We start from the raw sequence: 20,273 nt of genomic DNA on the forward strand, positions 1-20,273 counted from the left end.
GCCTATGGGCATTTTTCAAGGCATATTCAAACCCCGCGACAAGCCTAAAAACCTCGGCGGCGGCAACAGCTTTTTATGGGGAGGCTCGACCTCCGGCAAGGTGGTAAATGAAAAGACCGCCATGCAGATGACAGCGGTATATTCCTGTGTCCGTATCCTTTCGGAGGCAATCGCAGGGCTCCCGCTGTTTGTTTATAAGTACGGCGATGACGGCAGTAAGGAAAAGTGCCTCGAACATCCACTATGGCGGGTCCTGCATGATGAGCCAAATCCTGAAATGACGAGTTTCGTATTCAGAGAAACTATGATGAACCACCTGCTTCTCACCGGCAACGCCTATGCTCAGATTATCCGCAATGCCCGTGGCGAGGTTATAGCGCTCTATCCGCTCATGCCAGACCGCATGACTGTGGACAGGGATTCGCAGGGACGACTGTATTACCGCTATCGGAAAAATAGCGATGATGCTCCAGAAATCTGCAAAAACAAGCAAAACGACATTATCTTCGCTCCCTCGGACATTCTTCATGTGTTGGGGCTCGGCTACGACGGTCTGGTCGGCTATTCACCGATAGCGATGGCAAAAAACGCTGTGGGCTTGGCAATCGCCGCCGAGGAATATGGCGCTAAGTTTTTTGCCAATGGTGCGGCACCAAGCGGCGTTCTCGAACATCCCGGCACGATTAAGGACCCGGAGCGCATACGGGAAAGCTGGCAGTCCACCTTCGGCGGCAGTGCTAATAGCAACAAAATTGCCGTGCTGGAGGAAGGACTCAAGTACACGCCGATCGCCATCTCGCCGGAACAGGCGCAGTTCCTCGAAACGCGCAAGTTCCAAATCAACGAAATCGCTCGAATTTTCAGGGTACCGCCGCATATGCTGGCTGACCTCGAAAAGTCGAGCTTTTCTAATATTGAGCAGCAGTCGCTGGAGTTCGTGAAATATACGCTCGACCCGTGGGTGATCCGCTGGGAACAAGCGATGAACAAGGCGCTTCTGCTCGACAGCGAAAAACGCTCGATGTTCACAAAATTCAATGTGGACGGACTGCTTCGCGGCGACTATGCATCGCGCATGACAGGCTACGCGACCGCTCGACAAAACGGATGGATGTCGGCAAATGACATACGAGAGCTTGAAAACCTCGACCGCATCCCTGACGACCTCGGCGGCGACCTTTACCTTATAAACGGTGCGATGACCAAACTGCAGGACGCAGGTGCGTTCGCAAATACAACAACAGAAACGGAGGGAACCTCAGATGGACAAAACAAAACGAAGTCCCGCAAAGGCACGTGAAAAAACGCACTTCTGGAATTGGGACAGTGATGAGGATACAGGCATCCGCACCCTGTACCTCGACGGCACCATTGCGGACGAAAGCTGGTGGGATGATGAAATCACGCCTCGAATGTTCAAGGACGAGCTGATGTCCGGCGACAGCGATATTGTCGTGTGGATCAATTCACCGGGCGGCGACTGCGTGGCAGCGTCTCAGATTTACGCCATGTTAATGGATTACCCGCATGACGTGACCATCAAGATTGACGGCATCGCTGCTTCGGCGGCATCGGTCATCGCAATGGCGGGTACGCAGGTGCTCATGGCACCTACGGCGCTTATGATGATTCACAATCCACTCACAGTAGCAATCGGCGACACCGAGGAAATGCAAAAAGCCATTGCCATGCTGGACGAAGTCAAGGAGTCCATTATCAACGCCTACGAAATCAAGACTGGGCAGTCCCGCGCAAAAATTTCTCATCTCATGGACGGCGAAACCTATATGAACGCAAACAAAGCGGTGGAGCTTGGCTTCGCGGATGGCATCTTGGAGGACGCCAAACGCGACCACGGCGACGATGTGGTCTTTGCTTTCAGCCGCAGAGCAGTTACAAACGCACTATTCAACAAGCTCATCACGAAACCAGCTCCGAAGGCGGAGCAAAAGAAGCCCGATGCGCCGACTGGCGTTTCCATCACCGAGGCTATGCAGAAACTGCAAGCCCGTAAATACATTTAACGGAGGTATTTGATTATGAAAAAGGTACTCGAAATGCGTGAAAAACGCGCAAAGGCGTGGGACGCGGCAAAGGCGTTCCTCGACACTCGCGCCAAGGACGGCGTCCTGTCTGCAGAAGACAATGCCACCTACGACAAAATGCTCGCGGACGTAGACGCAATGGCTCGTCAGATTGCCATTGAGGAAGATCGTGTGGCAAGGGATGCTGCAATGGCGCAGCCCACCAGTTCTCCAATCACTGAAAAGCCTGTAGCACAGAACGGCAAGCCTCTCATTCCCAGAGCGACCGCCGAATACCGTGAGGATTTCTATAATCTCATTCGCGGCAAGCGTCCCGTTCACAATGTCATGGAGGAAGGCACTTCTTCCACCGGTGGCTATCTCGTTCCGCTGGAGTTCGACGACACTCTCGTTAAGGCACTTGCCCGCGAGAACGTAATCCGTTCTCTGGCAAAGGTCATCACAACTGCTGCACCTCACAGAATTAATGTGGCGCTTACTGATGTTTCTGCCGATTGGGTAGCTGAGTCCGGCGTGTTTACGCCCTCCACTCCTACCTTCAACCAGCTCTCTCTCGATGCGTTCACGCTTCGTGCGGCAGCACTGGTCTCCGAGGAACTGCTTGAGGACTCCATGTTCGACCTTCAGGCCTACCTCATCGATAACTTTGCTCGCGCTTTTGCGGCGAAAGAGGAACAGGCTTTCTGCATCGGCACCGGCAGCGGTCAGCCTACCGGCATCTTCACCGCAAACGGCGGCGATCTCGGCGTGACTACCGCTACTGCCGGAGACATTAAGGCGGACGAGCTTATCGACCTGACCTACGCGCTCAAGGACGGCTACAAGAAAAATGCTGTGTTTGTGCTTGGCAGTGGCACTCTCGCAAGCGTCCGCAAACTCAAGGACGGTAACGGTTCATATATGTGGCAACCCTCTCTGCAGGCTGGTCAGCCTGACCGTCTGCTCGGTTTCCCTGTATATGTTTCTCAGTATGCTCCTACCATCGCGGCAGGTGCCTACACAGTCGCTTTCGGCGATTTCCAGAACTACTGGATTGCAGACCGTACTGGCAGAACCGTTCGCCGTGCAGATGAGCTCCACATCGCCAACCTTCAGACCGGCTTCTACGCTTTCCAGCGTGTTGACGCTAAGACAGTACTGCCTGAAGGCATCAAGCTACTCAAGCAGCACGCCTAAGGAGGTAGCGATATGAGCGAATATAACGCGAAGAACTACACCGAACAGGGCGGCGAGAAAACCGTCATCGGCGGAACGTTGGAAATCCAGGAGGGAGCCTCGGTAACGGGTCTTCCTTCTTCTCAAGTACCCGTCGCTACGGAAACCACACTTGGAGGAGTTAAGGCAACCACCAAAACTGAAACGTATACCGTCGCAGCGAAAATTGGTACGGACGGAAACCTCTATGTTCCAACTTACCCAACCGTGCCGGAAGTACCCGTTGCGGTAAACCAGGCGGTAAGTACGGCTGAGGATATCACTACACTCCTTGCTGATTTCAATGCACTGCTCGTAAAACTGAAAACCGCCGGGCTTATGGCTCCGGACGCGCAGGAATAAAGAAAGGATGGTGGCGGTATGACACTGCTTGAAAAAGTCAAAGCGAATCTAATTCTCGAACACTCGGCGGACGATGAACTGTTGCAGTTGTACATATCCGCCTCTGTGTCCTATGCTGAGAGCTATCAGCATCTCACAGAAAATTACTACACCGACCATCAGATGCCACCTACCACAGAGCAAGCCGTCATTATGCTGTCGTCCCATTTCTATGAATCCAGGGACGGCAGCACCGGCGGCTTTTTCTCTGACAACGTGCAGGCCGGACAGCAAGTATGGAACACGGTCAATCTGCTTTTGCGACTTGACCGGGATTGGAAGGTGTGAGTATGAGCTTTGGTAAGATGAACACCTTCATCGGCATCGCCCAGAAAGTGACTATAAAAGATGCAGAAGGATTCAGAACCGAGGTTGACAGTATCGTAGCTTCGGTCAGAGCATACCGGGAGGGTCGGCACGGCAACGAGAAATGGGCAAATCGAGCTCAGTTCTCAGAAGCCACCGACCTTTTCCGTTTTCGTTGCATTCCCGGCGTCGCTGTTACGCCTGCTATGACCATAGTCAACGATGGCGGGCGCTTTGAGATCACCTCGGTCGAGAATGTTAAAGGACGCGGTATGTATATTGAGGTACTTGCAAAGGCGGTGAAGCCCAGTGGCTAAAGCATTCTGTAAACTGCCAGAGGACTTCCTGCTCAAGCTCTCCCGGCTGGGTGACCGAACGGATGAGATCATTCCGAAAGTACTGGAAGCCGGAGGTGAAGTCGTGGAGGCAAAAGTGCGCGCTAATCTTCAGTCGGCCATCGGCAGCAATCCCAAAGAGAAAAGTCGTTCCACCGGTACTCTTGCAGGTGCTCTCGGTGTTTCTTCTGCGCGGCAGGATAAGGATGGTAACTTCAATGTCAAAGTCGGATTCGCAGAAAACCGTCCTGACGGCAAGAGCAATGCGATGATTGCCGGTGTGCTCGAATACGGGAAGCACGGTCAGGCTCCACGCCCATTTCTGAAGCCTGCAAAATCCTCCAGCAAGAATGATTGCATCGAAGCCATGAAAGCCGCCTTTGACCGGGAGGTGGAGAGTATATGAGCTTGCTTGAAGAACTGAACACCGTGCTGTTGCCGCTCGTCCCCGTGGAGACGGGCGTTTTTTCTGCCGCACCACCTGACCGCTATGTCGTGGTCACACCCATTGTAGAAACCTTTAGGCTGTATGCAGATAATCTGCCCCACCACGAGGTGCAGGAGGCGCGGCTCTCCCTTTTCGACAAGGGCAACTACATCGCAATTAAAAACACGATTGTCCGGGCGCTCCTCGCTGCGGACATTACCATAATCGACCGCCGGTACATCGGCCATGAGGACGATACCGGCTATCACCACTTTGCCATTGACGTGGCAAAGGATTATTCATTTGAAATGGAGGAATGACCTATGGCAACTATCGGTCTTGACAGGCTGTTTTATGCACCCATTACCGAAGCCGCTGACGGCTCGGAGACCTACGGTACTCCCATCTCACTGGCAAAGGCCATCAGCGCAGAACTGTCCGTGGAGGTCAACGAAGCGACGCTCTACGCTGACGATGGCGTGGCAGAAGCGGTCAAGGAATTCAAGTCCGGCACTCTCACGCTGGGCATTGACGACATCGGCACCGGCTCTGCCAATGCGCTGACCGGAGCACAAATCGACTCGAATCATGTGCTGATCTCCGCATCGGAGAACGGCGGCGTGCCTGTCGCTATCGGCTTCCGGGCACGGAAGTCAAACGGTAGCTACAAGTATTTCTGGCTCTACCGCGTTATCTTTGGTATCCCCGCAACCAACCTCGCCACCAAGGGCGACAGCATCACTTTCTCGACGCCGACTATTGAGGGCACGATCTACCGCCGCAACAAGCTGGACGGTCAGAGCAAGCATCCGTGGAAGGCCGAAGCCAATGAGGGTGATACGGGCCTCGGCGCAACTGTTATCTCCGGCTGGTTCACCGAGGTGTATGAGCCGGACTTTACTCCCGGAGGTACTGACTAATGGTTAATGACAGAAGCGCCGCCATTACCATTGGTGGCAAAGAATATGAAATGATCCTCACTACCCGCGCTACCAAGGAAATCGCCAAGCGGTACGGCGGCCTGTCCAATCTCGGCGACAAGCTCATGAAGTCTGAAAACTTCGAGATGGCACTCGATGAGGTTGTTTGGCTGATTGCGCTACTTGCCAATCAGAGCGTTCTTATCCACAACCTGCAAAATCCGCAGGACAAGCGTGAACCTCTGACCGAGGAGGCTGTGGAGCTGCTGACCTCGCCGTTGGAGCTTGCCACCTACAAGGAATCCATTATGGAAGCCATGTTCAAGGGAGCCAAGCGCAATGTGGAAAGTGAGGATGACTCAAAAAACGTGGTGGTCGGGTAAGCGACGAGGAGTTGTTTGCCCGACTGATCTTTTATGGCGTTTCACTCCTACATCGGTCGGAGCCGGAGATCTGGCTTATGCCGCTGGGCCACCTGCTTGACCAGTGGGAGTGCTATAAGCAATACCACGGGCTGGCAAAAGCCAAGCGGGAATACTTCATAGATGAATTGATACCTATAGGGATATGAACACTTTGTAAGAATGGAAAGTAAACTGACATCATATGCGTGAAGTGCTATACTGTGCTTATGGAAAGTTTGCTTTCCAATTTTGGGGGTGTTGATTTGAAAAATCGATTAGAGGAACTCCGAAAGGAGCGAGGCATCAAACAGGAAGAACTGGCGATAGCGCTTGCAGTTTCAAGGCAAACAATAGGTTCCCTTGAGAATGGTAGGTATAATCCGTCCGTCATCTTGGCGTTCAAGATTGCCCGATATTTCTCAATGAGCATCGAAGAGATATTTATCTATGAAGGAGACGAAGCAAAATGAAAAAAGTTGGATTATCCTATTTTATTACCGCATTGGGCGTTGCCTTGTTAGCCGGAGGTCTTATTATCCTGAAAACTGTAGGAGAACCGCAGGGAATCATGCAAGCTCTGCCCTATGTGATGATTGGGCTGGGATGCGGTATTTTTGGGCATGGTATGGGCGACATCATCAACCGGGCTTCAATGAAAAATCACCCAGAGCTTGCGCAGCAGGACGAAATAAACAAGTCGGACGAGCGCAATGTTGCCATAGCAAACCGTGCAAAGGCAAAAGCGTATGACGCGATGCTGTTTATCTTCGGAGCACTGATGGTAGCTTTGGCTTTAATGAATGTCGACTTGATAGTAGTGTTACTGCTCGTGTTTGCATATCTCTTTGTCGCGGGTATCGGTATCTATTATCGATGCAAGTATGACAAGGAAATGTAAAGCAAATAAGGCAATCAATAATTGATTTGGGAGCAACCTTTCAGGGCTGCTCCTTTTTCATGTTATGTTTGCGGAAGGAGGTGAAAATATATGGCAGATAATTTCGGCCTAAAGATCGGCGTTGAGGGCGAAAAAGAGTTTAAAAAGGCCCTCTCCGACATCAATCAGCAATTCAAGGTGCTCGGCTCGGAGATGAAGCTCGCTACCTCCCAGTTTGACAAAAATGAGAGTAGCGTCCAGTCCCTCACCGCCAAGAACGAGGTGCTGACCAAGCAAATCGACACCCAAAAGGATAAAATCGAAACTCTGCGCTCCGCATTGGAAAATGCGTCAGATTCCTTCGGTGAGAATGACCGCCGCACACAGCAGTGGGCAGTGCAGCTGAATAACGCGCAGGCGGAACTCAACGGCATGGAGCGCGAGCTTTCACAAAATGAAAAGGCCATCGATGGAATGGGCGATGAAGCGTCCGATGCCGCCAAGCAGACAGACAAGCTGGGCGATGAAATTGAGGGCACAGCAAAGGAAGCGGATTCTGCTGGGGGTAAGTTTGAGAAGCTTGGCTCTGTGGTCAAGGGCATTGGTGTCGCTATGGGCGCGGCTCTTGCCGCAATCGGCACCGCCGCAATCGCCGCTGGGAAAGCTCTCGTGGACATGACCGTGGAAGCCGCCGCCTACGCCGATGAGATGCTTACACAGTCCACCGTCACCGGCATGAGCGTGGAGAGCCTGCAGGCGTACAGCTATGCCGCCGATCTGGTAGATGTATCTCTCGACACGCTCACAGGCTCCATGGCAAAAAACGTCAAGTCCATGGCGAGCGCGGCAGACGGCTCCGCGAAATATGCCGATGCCTACGCGCAGCTCGGCGTGTCTGTCACAGACGCAAATGGCAATCTGCGTGACAGCGAAGAGGTCTATTGGGATGTCATTGATGCCCTCGGCAATGTTCAAAACGAAACCGAACGGGATGCACTTGCCATGCAGCTCTTTGGCAAAAGCGCGCAGGACTTGAATCCCCTCATTGCGAAAGGCTCGGAGGGAATTGCCGCGCTTACTGATGAGGCTCACCGAATGGGCGCTGTGCTTTCCGAGGAGAGCATTGCCAAGCTGGGTGCATTCGACGATTCCGTCCAGCGACTCAAGCAAGGCTCCGAGGCGGCAAAGCGCGTCATGGGTACGGTACTGCTCCCGCAGCTTCAAGACCTTGCGGATGATGGCGTTTCTCTGCTGGGTGAGTTCACCTCCGGGCTTGTGGAAGCCGGTGATGACTTCGATAAAACCAGTGAGGTTATCGGCAACACCGTCGGCGGGCTGGCAGACATGATTATGGAACATCTGCCGAAAATCATTCAAGTCGGTATGGACATTGTCATGGCCATCGGAAATGCCATCATCGAGAACCTACCTACCATTGTGGACTGTGCGTCCTCCATCATGCTGACCCTGCTTGAAGGGCTAATCGAAGCGCTGCCTTCTCTCACGGAAGGGGCGCTTCAGCTTGTTTTAACGCTGGTGCAGGGCATCATCGACAACCTACCGGCAATCGTGGAGGCAGCCGTTCAGATGATCGTCACTCTCGCCACCGGCATTGCAGAGGCACTGCCGGAGCTTATTCCGTCCATCGTGGAAGCAATCATCCTCATCTGCCAGACGCTCCTCGACAACATGGATCAGATTCTCGAAGCGGCGTTTGCTATCATTCAGGGCTTGGCAGAGGGCCTATTAAATGCTCTGCCGAAGCTCATCGAGGCGCTGCCGCAAATCATCACAACCATAGTCGACTTCATCACCAGTAACCTGCCAAAAATCATCGAGATGGGCATTCAGCTCATCGTTCAGCTTGCGGTGGGTCTGGTGAAGGCAATTCCGCAGCTCATTGCCGCACTGCCTCAGATTATTGCGGCGCTGGTACAGGGACTTGGGCAGGCCGTCGGCTCTGTTGTGAACATTGGCAAAAGCATCGTGCAGGGGCTGTGGCAAGGCATCCAGTCGTTGGCTTCATGGATTTCACAGAAGGTGTCCAGCTTCTTCTCCGGCATCGTCAACGGCGCAAAGCGTCTGCTTGGTATCCACTCGCCCTCTAAGGTGTTCGCCGGTATCGGCGAAAACATGGGCACAGGTATCGGCGTTGGCTTCACAGATGCTATGAGTGGGGTTGAAAAGGACATGGAGAACGCGATCCCGACAGCTTTTGACCTCGACATGAACACGGCTCTGAGCGGTGTCAGCGGCACGACCGCCACGGCGCAGCTATTCAATGTGACTATTCCGCTCACATTGGATGGCGCTACGCTTACCCGGATTATCTCACAAATTCAATGGAGCCAGAATGCGGTCACCGTCCGCAATCTGGGCACGGTTTAAGGAGGTGAAGGTATGGCTACTGGCTGGTTAGACATCAGCGCAAGTGCTTTCTGTGGAGACTACAACGGATATATCCGATACGCGAATCAGCTTCTGAATATTGCGGGCACGGCGACTGCAGACAGCACAAACGGTATGCGGACCTTCGGTATTAAGGAAAGCACCCAGTATCGGGTGTCGCTGCAGATGCGGAATCGCTTTCGTTTGGGCTGTGCCCCAAATCTAACCACTGGGCAAACGCTGACCAACTATGTATTCGACCCGTTGGATACCAATGACGCCACCGATCAAGGCGGCTTGTCCAGAACATTGGAAATCCTGTCGAGTACAAGTCAGGTGTTTTTGTGCGTGGGCGCATGGTCCAGTGGCGCAAGTGATACCATCTTCAACACGCTGAATACCATCGTGTTGGAGGCGTATCTGACCTACTTCACGGTGACCTTCCAAGACTGGGACGGGACGGTGCTAAAGGCCGAAACTGTTATCGAGCATGAAGCGGCAATAGCTCCCGCCAATCCATCTCGCGCCGGATACATCTTTACCGGCTGGGACATGGCCTTCAATGATGTTACAGCAGACCTCACAGTCACCGCACAGTATCGCGCCATCGGCACCTATCAGGTGCTGTTCAAAAACTACGATGCTACGGTGCTCAAAACCGAGTATGTCCTTGAGGGCGGCACGGCGACAGCTCCGGCGGTTCCCAACCGCGAAGGCTTCAATTTCTCCGGCTGGGATGTACCCTTTGACAATGTCCTTGCGGATATGGTCACCACGGCGCAGTTCACGCGGAAGGTCTATCACACGGTGCGCTTTCTCGACTGGGACGACGAAGTGCTCAAAGAAGAGCTTGTTGAGCACGGGTACTCTGCCACCACACCGGATGCGCCGGTTCTAGCTGGTTACCGTTTTCTCGGATGGGATTTGCCGTGCTCTGAGATACTCTCTGACCTCGACATCCACGCGCTGTATGAGCAGATCATCTACTACACCGTCCGTTTCATGGACTGGAATGCAGCGGTCCTGAAAACGGATCAGGTGGAAAGTGGGGGCACAGCAACGCCGCCGACCAATCCCACCCGCTCCGGCTACACCTTTACAGGCTGGCTGCCTGCGGTGTTTGCCAACATCCGTGCGGATATGGATTTCACAGCGCAGTATGAGTTCATCATCGTATACCACACGGTGAACTTTTACTCGGACGGCGTTTTGCTCTCATCCCAGCAAGTCGAAGATGGCACGGCGGCTATCCCACCTTTGCCGCCACAGAAGATTGACTCTATCTTCGACCATTGGGATTCGGATTTTTCAAATGTGACCGCCGACATGAATGTCAACGCTGTATTTCGTGCCGCACTTGAGCACACAGTCATCTTTGTCTACAGCGCGTCTGGCGCTCTGCTTCAATCCATTGATAAGGTGCTGTCGGCAAATCTGCGCGACAGTCTGGAGGGTGAGCTGACCTTTGAGTTCTCCACTCTTGCCGGTCGAGGCGAATTCCTCCGACCCGGCTGCGTTGCGGAGTATGAGGGTGACTATTTCAACGTCGTGCGCGTGGCAAAAACCATCTCGTCCGGCCTTATGACCGTAGCGGCAACCTGTGAGCATATTTCTTATGTGCTCAACGACGACCGCTACAAGATAGATGCTTTCGATTACACCGGACTTCCTGCTGCAGGGCTGGCACAGCTTCTGAATGGAACGCAGTTCTCGGCAGGCACGGTGGAGTTTTCAAACAGCGTCACAATGAAGATAAACCAGAGTGTAACCCGGCGCGAGGCGCTGATGCAGTTCGTCGCCATCTGCGGCGGCGAGATTGAATACAGTGGGCATTACATTAACCTTCGCCAGCATCGTGGCAGCACCGCTGTGAAACAGCTTATGGATGGGAAAAAGGTCACCGATGTGAGTGTTACCTATGACAGCCGCTCCGCTACGGAGAGCTATGAGGTAGCCTTCCACAAGGTGGCAGATTTCTCTGTTGGGGACGAGGTGCAGATTGTATTCACGCCCATGCACATCAACACCCGAACGCGCATCATCGCTATGGAGTATAACCCCTTTTACAAGTACAGCATCCGTGTGGAGGTTGGCAGCTACAAGCCAACTATCAACGATAATCTGTACCGCATTGAAAAGACCGCAACGGACAATAACGACGATATGTCTGCCATCTGGGACGAGTTCGGAAGTATGTCCGACAGCTTTGACAGCTTCGAAGCTGACTACGGCAATTTCCTCGACACCTATAAAGAAGTGCAGAATATAGCGGTTGGCGAGACTTCGTTTACCGTCACTTATTCGGACGGTTCAATGGTGACTTTCAACTATTCTGTAGACCGAAACGGACGAATGACCAGCATTACAAGGGCGGTGTAATAATGGCATACAGCAAAGCGTTCAACACACCGCTCGTCGTATTCGCGGCCTTCAACGGCGATATGGTTTCTGACATTCCTCTACTGACGTGGAAGAACCGGTCTGCCGCTTCGATGGGGCTGCCGTCAGAAAGCAGCTACTCGTATGTGTACAGCAACGGAACCTCATTTATTGCTCGTGGGTATGCAAACTCCACGGGCAATTTTTCTTGCTACGATCCTGCAACAGGCACATGGATACCAACCTTTACTTCAAAAGCCGATATGCAATACTGCGGCAACGGGGTATACCTTCTTGTAAACAGTGCCTCTGTCTATTCGTCCTTTGACGGAATGACACTGAACTATGCCGGGTATCTACCCGGTCTCGGAAACCCCGTCATGTGCGGAGCCAGTAATGGTAGCTATGGCGTTCTCTCCGCATGGTGGGTTCACAGTCCCATGTATGCAAAAAGTAATGTGGGCTCCGGCGGAGCTTGGACGCTGACGGGAGACTATTACGAGGACGGAATGTGCTGCTTCACGGATATGACCTGCCATCACGGAATGTATATAGGCATTGCCTCGGATACCATCGTGGACTCTGGAAAGGGTGGAATACAAATAAGCTCCAATGGCTACCAATGGCGGAGAACGATGCAGTATCCCTATGGGTATAGCGAATCGTTCAAGATTGGTTTTAGCAGTATTCGCTCGGTTGGCGGACGTCTCTTTCTGATAAACTCCTATTATGCCAGTGCCAGTAATAGCATTTACCAGCTCTGCGTTATGAACGGGAACGGCTGCGGTTACACGGTCGTGCGTCAGGGGCAGTCAAAGGATATTCCTTCCCTCTCCACGATGGTCTATGTAGAAAAGCTGGGACAGTATTTGCAGTTTGGGGATAACGTCATCTACGCCTCACCGGACGGGTATCAGTGGAAAGCCGTGCCACAAACGAACTTCAGTGGGACAAAGGTCAATGCGATCTATATTCCCGGTGACGGCTTCTATGTGACGACAAGCGGATCGTGGGGTTCAAACTCGGTTTTATATTGCGCTTACCCGTAATGGGTGAGCGCTTATTTTATGAAATGAAAGAGAGGGTTTTATCATGAAAGAAATCTGGAACTGGATTCAGCTTGCGTTTGCTGCCATCGGCGGCTGGCTTGGCTGGTTCCTCGGAGGAGCTGACGGCTTCCTCTATGCGCTCATCGCCTTTGTGGTCATCGACTACATCACCGGCGTCATGTGCGCGATTGTTGACCACAAGCTCTCCAGCGAGGTCGGCTTCAAGGGCATTTTTAAGAAGGTGCTCATTTTTACAATGGTCGGCATCGGCAACATCATCGACGTACAGGTGCTCGGACAGGCTGGGGTCCTGCGCACGGCAGTCATCTTTTTCTACCTATCCAACGAGGGCGTATCGCTCATGGAGAATGCCGGGCATTTGGGTCTGCCAATCCCGGCAAAACTGAAGGAGGTTTTGGAACAGCTCCATGACCGCAGCAACAAGGAGGATACGAAATGAACCTGCACCAACTCATTCTCACGAACAACGACTGCTACAAAGCAGGAAAGGCCATTGTGCCAAAGGGCATCATGGTACACAGTACCGGCGCGAACAATCCGAATTTGAAACGCTACGTCGGACCCGACGATGGGCTGCTCGGCATCAATCAGTACGGCAATCACTGGAATACCGCCACTCCCGGCGGGCGTCAGGTCTGTGTCCACGCTTTCATTGGCAAGCTGAAGGACGGCACCATTGCCACCTACCAGACGCTGCCGTGGAATATGCGCGGCTGGCATGGCGGCGGCAGCTCCAACAATACGCATATTGGCTTTGAGATTTGCGAGGACGGTCTGACCGATGCCTCGTATTTTTCTGCCGTTTACAAGGAAGCGGTCGAGCTGTGTGTGTATCTCTGCAAGCAGTATGGGCTGACGGAGAAAAATATCATCTGTCACTGCGAGGGCTACAAGCAGGGCATTGCGTCCAATCACGGCGATGTCATGCACTGGTTCCCGAAGCATGGAAAGTCGATGGATACCTTCCGCACCGATGTGAAGGCTGGGCTGGCTGCTGCCGAAGTGCCTGTGGAGCCGGAAGCCCCCACTACATCGAAGAAGTATTACCGCGTCCAGCTCGGCGCATTCTCAGTCAAGGCAAACGCTGACGCCATGCTCACGAAGGTCAAAGCCGCAGGCTTCACTGATGCGTTTGTGAAATACAGCGAGTAAAGGATACACCGCTTTAGCTTACAAGTCCATATACCACAGGTCAAGTTGTTGACCTACAGTTATTGCCCAGCGGAGATTTTTCTCTGCTGGGCAGTATTTTTATGTCGAAACACCTCCCCAAAATTGCTCCATTTTCTCCGTATGGCGAGGAGGTGGTTTTGATGACCAACGAACAGAAATCAACCATACTTCACCTGCGATCTGCGGGTTGTAAGTATGTATCAATCGCCGAAACGGTCGGACTCTCGATAAACACAGTGAAGAGCTATTGCCGCAGACAGGGTTTAGCCTTGGCGGCTGAAAAATCATCTGTCATTGATGACGCTTCTCGCTGCAAGCAATGCGGACAGGCGCTTGTGACTAAGCCCGGGAGCAAGCCGAAAAAATTCTGCTCTGATAAATGCCGTAACGCATGGTGGAAAATGCATCCGAACGCCGAGAACCGAAAGGCGTATTACAGCAGGATATGCACTCACTGTGGGAAAGCATACACGGTCTACGGCAGACCGAACAGCAAGTTTTGCTGTCATGCGTGTTCGGCACAGCACCGCACGAAAAGAGCGGAGGCTGCCATATGACGCAGGACAGAAAAACAGAGCTGATGAAATACAAAGCCGTCGTCGCTGTGTTGAGGAGATGGCTGTCCGAAGGGCATATTACCATCCGTGATTATGCCAAGCTTGAGGAAAATCTCGCGGTCAAATATCGCGTATCTTTGTGCAGTATATGGCGCGAATTGCCTTGACTTTGTCGTCCTTTAGAGCGAATATGTACCCCCTGAAAGGAGGTGGAGTATCAATGGCAAACAGCCGAATTACACAGATAGAGTTTGCGCCGCGAGTTCCCTTTGAGGGAAAGCGCGTGGCGGCATACGCCCGCGTTTCGTCAGGCAAGGACGCAATGCTTCAGTCGCTGGCATCACAGGTCAGCTATTACAGCGACCGGATTCAAAAGCACTGCGGCTGGGAGTACGTCGGCGTATATGCGGATGAAGCGAAAACCGGCACAAAGGACAGCCGTGAGAGCTTTCAACGCCTGCTGGCGGATTGTCGCGCTTGGAAAATCGATATGGTCATCACAAAGTCTATATCGCGTTTCGCCCGGAACACGGTCACACTGCTATCTACGGTTCGAGAATTAAAAACGCTTGGCATTGATGTGTTTTTCGAAGAGCAGAACATTCACAGCATAAGCGCCGATGGCGAACTGATGCTGACAATTCTTGCATCCTATGCGCAGGAGGAAAGCCTATCGGTTTCCGAAAACCAGAAGTGGCGGGTACGCAAGAATTTTGAAGAAGGCAAGCCGTGGGACTGCACGATGCTCGGTTATCGGGTAAAAGACGGAGTATTCCAGATCGTGCCGGAGGAAGCGAAGACGGTATGCCTCGTATTCTCGCTTTTTCTTGAGGGCTACGGAAAACAGGCCATAGCCAACAGGCTTAACGAAATGGGAATACCCACGCGAATGAACAAATCGTGGTGTCAAGCCACCATCAGCAAAATGCTCCGCAATGAGAAGTACGCCGGAGATTTACTGCTGCAAAAGACCTTCCGCACCGACCATTTATCAAAGCAAACAAAAATAAACCGTGGCGAATTGCCACAGTATTTCGTACAGGAGGCGCACGAGCCGATTATTGACAGGGCTACATTTGAGGCTGTACAAGAAGAGCTTTCACGCAGGGCAACAGCTGTGATCGTGAAGCCCGGCTCGGAAACCGCGTTCACAGGAAAAATACGCTGCGGTATTTGCGGCAAGAATTATCGGAGGAAGACAACGCCGACCGGCTTTGTTTGGATTTGCGCCACATTCAATACCAAGGGCAAAAAACACTGCGCTTCAAAGCAGATCCCCGAAGAGACGCTTAAAGCAGAGTGCGCCGCGATGCTCGGAACGGACGGTTTTGATGCCGCCGTTTTTTCAGAGCGAATAGCACTTATCACGGCGCAGCAGAACAATCAGCTTGAGTTTCATTTCAAGGACGGCACGGCAGCGACGACTCGGTGGCAAGACCGTTCACGGCGTGAAAGCTGGACGGAGGATAAGCGACAAAAGGCAAGAGAAAAAGCGACAAGGAGGAATGGCTGATGGCAAGAACAATCACAATGATACCGGCGACGGTCACATCGCGCTTTTCCAATCTTGCCGTATCCGTGCCCAAGCGGCGCAGGGTTGCGGGTTATGCCCGCGTTTCCACGGAAAAGGAAGAACAGCAATCAAGCTACGAGGCGCAGGTGGACTACTACACCAAATACATCAAGGAGCGCCCAGATTGGGACTTCGTATTTGTATATACGGACGAGGGAATTTCAGCGACCAATACGAAGAAGCGCGACGGCTTCAACCAGATGATTAAGGATGCGCTGGACGGTAAAATCGACCTGATAATCACAAAATCGGTCAGCCGTTTCGCACGAAACACTGTCGACAGCCTTACCGCCGTGCGAAAGCTCAAGGCGGCGAACATTGAAATTTACTTCGAAAAGGAAAATATTTGGACTTTCGACGCCAAGGGCGAGCTGCTCATCACGATAATGTCCTCTCTGGCGCAGGAGGAAAGCCGGAGCATTTCAGAGAACGTCACATGGGGATGGCGCAAGCGTATCGCCGACGGTAAGGTGTCCATGTCATACGGTCAGTTTCTCGGATACGAGAAGGGCGCGGACGGTACGCCGCAGATTGTGCCGGAGGAAGCGAAAATTGTGCAGTTGATTTACGCGATGTTCCTGCAGGGAAAAACACCCACCGGGATTGCCAAGCATCTCACGGCACAGGGCATTCCGACGCCCGGCGGCAAGGAACGCTGGCAATGCAATGTGGTCGAAAGCATTCTCACCAACGAGAAGTACAAGGGCGACGCGCTTCTTCAAAAGACCTTCACGACGGATTTTCTGACAAAGAAGATGAAGCCGAATGAGGGCGAGGTGCCACAGTTCTATGTTACAGACAGTCACGATGGAATCATTGACGCCGAGGACTTCGATATGGTACAGGCGGAGTTCGCACGGCGTAAGGCATTAGGGCGCAGCTATAATTGTAAGAGCTGCTTTTCGGCAAAGCTGGTCTGTAGCGACTGCGGCGGCTTCTATGGCTCGAAGGTCTGGCACTCAACCGATAAATACCGCCGTGTGATATGGCAATGCAACAACAAGTTCAAAAAGGGCGAGAAATGTGCCACACCGCATCTGACCGAGGATGAAATAAAGGAGCGCTTCATCCGGGCGTGGAACGATATGCAGGACATTACCGATGAGGTTATCAGTGAGTGCCGATTGGCGCTTGCCGACCTTTTTGACAGCGCCGCCATTGACGATGAGCTTGCGGCAAGGAACGCGGAAGCCGAGGTGCTTATCGAAATGAACCGCAAGCACATCGCTGAAAACGCGTCGGCAGCGCAGGATCAGAAAGCGTATAAAAAGCGGCAGGAGGATCTTGTGTCTAAATACAATGCGGTGGTAAATAGAATCGATGAACTGAAAGCCGAAATGGAAAAACGAAAAATCCAGCGCACGGTGCTCACAGCTTTTATTGACACGATGGAGCAGCAGCACGGGATACTTGCAGAATTTGACGAGCACCTGTGGTTGGCAGTCGTGGAAAAGGCAACCGTACACGCCGACGGACGTCTGGTGTTCACACTGATGGACGGCAGCGAAATTGAGTAAGCGATGGGCATAGACTCCCTGCGTCGAAAGCGATGCAGGGAGCTTTTTTATGCGTTGCTTCCGCAGATAAACTGTGAAAATCCGGTTTGCTACCAAAGATGCACCAAAGCTCAAAAAATGCACCAAAAATGCTGCTCGTTAACGATTTGTCGGAGGCACAGCGGCGATTGAAAGCAAAATCGGCGTTTCAAAGAATGAAATCAACGCTCGCCGGAACTTCCGGCACTCGCAGCAAACAATAAAACAGCCCGAAAAGCCTGTAAAATCGGCGTTTTCGGGCATAAAAATGCCGCAGAGAACGAATACAAACATTGTATCAATTCTCTGCGACATAGTTGGTCGCAGGAGCAGGATTTCAGGTATATCTGATCAGCAGCCTGTCACAGGTGAAAAATGGAAAGCTGAAACCGGCCAATGGAGAAAGCTACACGTCAAGTGATTTTAAAAATTATGATTTCAGTAACGAGCAGGTGGCAGTCACCTATGAGAATGGAACAGCTGTACCAGTGCCGGAACTGATCACGGATACAAAAGGATATGCAGTCAGCCCGGAACTGCCTTATGGAAGTTATGTCGTAGTAGAAAGCACGACACCGGAGAATCTGAAGACCATCGATCCATTTGTGGTAAATGTGGAAGATGACAACAGAGAACCTATGCAGTGGCGAGTGTTTGATGACCGTCCGTTTGAGTTCCTGTTAAAAATCGTGAAGAAAGATGCACAGACTGGTAATACTGTTTTAAAGGCAGGGGCATCTTATAAGATTTACGATGTGACAAATAAGAAATACATTGAACAGGTCGTTCAGTATCCGAAAAAAGAAAAGATCAGCGTATTCCAGACCAATGAGGAAGGATATCTGATCACACCGCAGGAACTGAAATGCTCAACTTATCGGATCGAGGAAGTGAAAGCACCGGAAGGATTTGTAAGACAGGGACACGAAGAGTCTCTGTATGACGGAGCAACGATCCTTTCACCATTAGAGCAGACTGCAAAGGGAACTTATAAAGAAAATCCACAGAGTGCCATTGAGATCACCGTATCCTCAAACACGGCACACCAGATCGATCCGGATACAGGAGCTGCGATCGTAGAGGTAGAACAGAAAAACGATGAACAGGTGGGAAGCCTGCTCCTGACGAAAAAAGGAGAACAGCTTACCGAAGTAACAGGAGATTCTGTTCTGGAAAAAGTAAAGACGCTTGTGTCAAAGGTAAAAAATGCGGTATCCGGGAAAGAAGAAACAGGTATCTATAAAGATTTTAAATATGAAGAAACCGGAGTAGAAGGTGCCCAGTTTGAAGTATATGCTAAGGATACCATTTATTCACCGGATGGGGCAAAGGACGAGGAAGGAAATCTGCTTGTCCGTTACGAGAAAAATGACCTGGTAGCCAAACTGACTACAGACGAAAAGGGAATGGCAGTACTCAATAATCTGCCACTGGGAACTTATTATCTGAAAGAGGTTGTGGCAGGAGAGAATTTTGTTCTGAATACCGAGCAGAAAGAATTTACCCTGACAGCCGAGGATGATACACAGGCAGTTGTTTATGAAGGTGTTACCTATAAAAATGAAAGACAGAAAGTTTCCGTATCAGTAGAAAAGAAAGATGCTGTCACAGGCGAAAAGCTGGAAAGTGTTATTTTTGGACTGTATGCTGCGGAAGATATCGTTTCTAATCAGGGAGAAGTTCTTGTAGAGAAGGATACCCTGCTGGAAAAGAAAGCAACCAATAAGAACGGAAATCTGACTTTTGACAGTGACCTTCCACATGGAAAATATTATGTCAAAGAGGAAGTCAGAAAAGCCGGATATCTTCCGAACGAGGAAGTATGGAAGGTAGATGCATCCTACGAAAACCAGAATCTTGAAAAGATTGTACTGAGTAAAGAAGTTGAGAACCAGCCGACCGAGACACGTATCACCAAGACAGATGCGACTACCGGAAAAGAGCTGGAGGGAGCAAAACTTCAGGTGATCGACAAAGACGGAAATGTCGTGGAAGAATGGACCAGTACCAAAGAAGATCATGTGATTTATGGTCTGCCGGAAGGAACTTATACTTTGCATGAAAAACTGGCTCCTTATGAAGACGGCTATGTGTCTGCCAGCGATGTGACCTTTGAAGTCAAAGAAGATGGAAGTGTGACAAAGGTTGAAATGAAAGACGAATATTCCAAAGTGGAAATTTCCAAAACAGACATTAGCACAGGGAAAGAACTGGAAGGGGCAAAGCTTCAGATCATCCGAAAAGACGGAACTGTTCTGGAAGAGTGGATCACGGACGGAAAGCCACATTCTGTTGCAAAGCTTCCGGTCAATGAGGAACTTACCTTGCGTGAGATCACAGCACCGGATGGGTATGAGATTGCCGAAGATGTTACATTTACATTGAAAGATACGATGGAAGTGCAGAAAGTAGAAATGAAAGATGCCAGAACACCGGAGAAAACAACCGAAAAGACCAATGCACCAAAAACAGGGGATAACCAGAAAGTATGGGCATTTGTCTTGCTTGCACTGGCATCTGCCGGAACAGTTACAGGAGTGACTGTGTACCGCAGAAAGAAGTCAAGAATGACAGAAAATAAAGAAGAAACAGAAGAAAAATAAAAGAAGAATAACTGGATAAATCAATCCGGCAGGGCAGGAGATGTGCATCAGGCAGCTCCTGCCCTGTCTATCTTGCCATGCATTC

At 51.5% G+C, this 20,273-nt stretch carries 21 protein-coding genes and 1 pseudogene; all 22 read left to right on the plus strand.

What is annotated here, in order from left to right; translation table 11 throughout:
• Positions 1-4 precede the first annotated feature (4 nt).
• Positions 5-1,300, plus strand: a complete 1,296-nt coding sequence (locus BUB85_RS05215; protein WP_073106451.1) for a phage portal protein — start codon at positions 5-7, stop codon at positions 1,298-1,300.
• Positions 1,263-2,024 (plus strand): head maturation protease, ClpP-related, encoded by a 762-nt coding sequence (locus BUB85_RS05220; RefSeq protein ID WP_073106454.1) that lies wholly within the window; start codon positions 1,263-1,265, stop codon positions 2,022-2,024. The genes BUB85_RS05215 and BUB85_RS05220 overlap by 38 nt, the downstream gene beginning before the upstream one ends.
• A 15-nt stretch (positions 2,025-2,039) precedes the next feature.
• The gene (locus tag BUB85_RS05225) at positions 2,040-3,221 is read left to right on the plus strand and encodes a phage major capsid protein (protein WP_073106457.1); all 1,182 of its coding nucleotides are present in this window, start codon (positions 2,040-2,042) and stop codon (positions 3,219-3,221) included.
• Between the two features lie 12 nt (positions 3,222-3,233).
• On the plus strand, positions 3,234-3,602 hold the full coding sequence (locus BUB85_RS05230; protein WP_073106461.1) for a hypothetical protein: 369 nt from the start codon (positions 3,234-3,236) through the stop codon (positions 3,600-3,602).
• Between the two features lie 18 nt (positions 3,603-3,620).
• The gene (locus tag BUB85_RS05235; protein WP_073106464.1) at positions 3,621-3,929 is read left to right on the plus strand and encodes a head-tail connector protein; all 309 of its coding nucleotides are present in this window, start codon (positions 3,621-3,623) and stop codon (positions 3,927-3,929) included.
• Positions 3,930-3,931: 2 nt separating this feature from the next.
• A complete protein-coding gene (locus BUB85_RS05240) occupies positions 3,932-4,264 on the plus strand; it encodes a head-tail adaptor protein (protein ID WP_073106467.1) in 333 nt (110 codons plus the stop codon).
• Positions 4,257-4,688 (plus strand): HK97-gp10 family putative phage morphogenesis protein, encoded by a 432-nt coding sequence (locus tag BUB85_RS05245; RefSeq protein ID WP_073106470.1) that lies wholly within the window; start codon positions 4,257-4,259, stop codon positions 4,686-4,688. The genes BUB85_RS05240 and BUB85_RS05245 overlap by 8 nt, the downstream gene beginning before the upstream one ends.
• The gene (locus BUB85_RS05250; RefSeq protein WP_073106473.1) at positions 4,685-5,029 is read left to right on the plus strand and encodes a hypothetical protein; all 345 of its coding nucleotides are present in this window, start codon (positions 4,685-4,687) and stop codon (positions 5,027-5,029) included. Before BUB85_RS05245 ends, BUB85_RS05250 begins: the two co-directional genes overlap by 4 nt.
• 3 nt (positions 5,030-5,032) lie before the next feature.
• Positions 5,033-5,629 (plus strand): major tail protein, encoded by a 597-nt coding sequence (locus BUB85_RS05255; RefSeq protein ID WP_073106479.1) that lies wholly within the window; start codon positions 5,033-5,035, stop codon positions 5,627-5,629.
• Positions 5,629-6,012: a hypothetical protein gene (locus BUB85_RS05260; RefSeq protein WP_073106482.1), complete on the plus strand. Its 384-nt coding sequence runs from the start codon at positions 5,629-5,631 to the stop codon at positions 6,010-6,012. The genes BUB85_RS05255 and BUB85_RS05260 overlap by 1 nt, the downstream gene beginning before the upstream one ends.
• A gap of 284 nt (positions 6,013-6,296) precedes the next feature.
• Complete coding sequence (locus tag BUB85_RS05265) at positions 6,297-6,503, plus strand: helix-turn-helix transcriptional regulator (RefSeq protein ID WP_073106561.1); 207 nt, start codon at positions 6,297-6,299, stop codon at positions 6,501-6,503.
• Entirely contained in the window at positions 6,500-6,931 is a 432-nt protein-coding gene (locus BUB85_RS05270; RefSeq protein ID WP_073106485.1) for a DUF6442 family protein, read from the plus strand. The genes BUB85_RS05265 and BUB85_RS05270 overlap by 4 nt, the downstream gene beginning before the upstream one ends.
• Positions 6,932-7,021: 90 nt before the next feature.
• Positions 7,022-9,298, plus strand: a complete 2,277-nt coding sequence (locus BUB85_RS05275; protein ID WP_073106488.1) for a phage tail protein — start codon at positions 7,022-7,024, stop codon at positions 9,296-9,298.
• Between the two features lie 12 nt (positions 9,299-9,310).
• Complete coding sequence (locus BUB85_RS05280; RefSeq protein WP_073106491.1) at positions 9,311-11,677, plus strand: InlB B-repeat-containing protein; 2,367 nt, start codon at positions 9,311-9,313, stop codon at positions 11,675-11,677.
• A gap of 2 nt (positions 11,678-11,679) precedes the next feature.
• A complete protein-coding gene (locus BUB85_RS05285; protein WP_073106494.1) occupies positions 11,680-12,726 on the plus strand; it encodes a hypothetical protein in 1,047 nt (348 codons plus the stop codon).
• 43 nt (positions 12,727-12,769) lie between these two features.
• A complete protein-coding gene (locus BUB85_RS05290) occupies positions 12,770-13,186 on the plus strand; it encodes a phage holin family protein (protein ID WP_073106497.1) in 417 nt (138 codons plus the stop codon).
• Entirely contained in the window at positions 13,183-13,899 is a 717-nt protein-coding gene (locus BUB85_RS05295; RefSeq protein WP_073106500.1) for an N-acetylmuramoyl-L-alanine amidase, read from the plus strand. Before BUB85_RS05290 ends, BUB85_RS05295 begins: the two co-directional genes overlap by 4 nt.
• A gap of 161 nt (positions 13,900-14,060) precedes the next feature.
• A complete protein-coding gene (locus tag BUB85_RS05300) occupies positions 14,061-14,477 on the plus strand; it encodes a hypothetical protein (RefSeq protein WP_073106503.1) in 417 nt (138 codons plus the stop codon).
• Positions 14,474-14,644, plus strand: coding sequence for an SHOCT domain-containing protein (locus BUB85_RS21410; RefSeq protein WP_154258453.1), 171 nt, complete (start codon positions 14,474-14,476; stop codon positions 14,642-14,644). Before BUB85_RS05300 ends, BUB85_RS21410 begins: the two co-directional genes overlap by 4 nt.
• A 53-nt stretch (positions 14,645-14,697) precedes the next feature.
• Positions 14,698-15,990: a recombinase family protein gene (locus BUB85_RS05305; protein ID WP_073106506.1), complete on the plus strand. Its 1,293-nt coding sequence runs from the start codon at positions 14,698-14,700 to the stop codon at positions 15,988-15,990.
• Positions 15,991-16,007: 17 nt separating this feature from the next.
• Positions 16,008-17,567, plus strand: a complete 1,560-nt coding sequence (locus tag BUB85_RS05310; RefSeq protein ID WP_330392239.1) for a recombinase family protein — start codon at positions 16,008-16,010, stop codon at positions 17,565-17,567.
• A 335-nt stretch (positions 17,568-17,902) separates the two neighbouring features.
• A pseudogene (locus BUB85_RS05315) lies at positions 17,903-20,188 on the plus strand (SpaA isopeptide-forming pilin-related protein); the annotation flags it as partial.
• Positions 20,189-20,273: the final 85 nt, after the last annotated feature.

Origin of the sequence: Hespellia stercorisuis DSM 15480 (genome assembly GCF_900142165.1) — a bacterium.
GTDB classification, from domain to species: Bacteria; Bacillota; Clostridia; order Lachnospirales; family Lachnospiraceae; genus Hespellia; species Hespellia stercorisuis.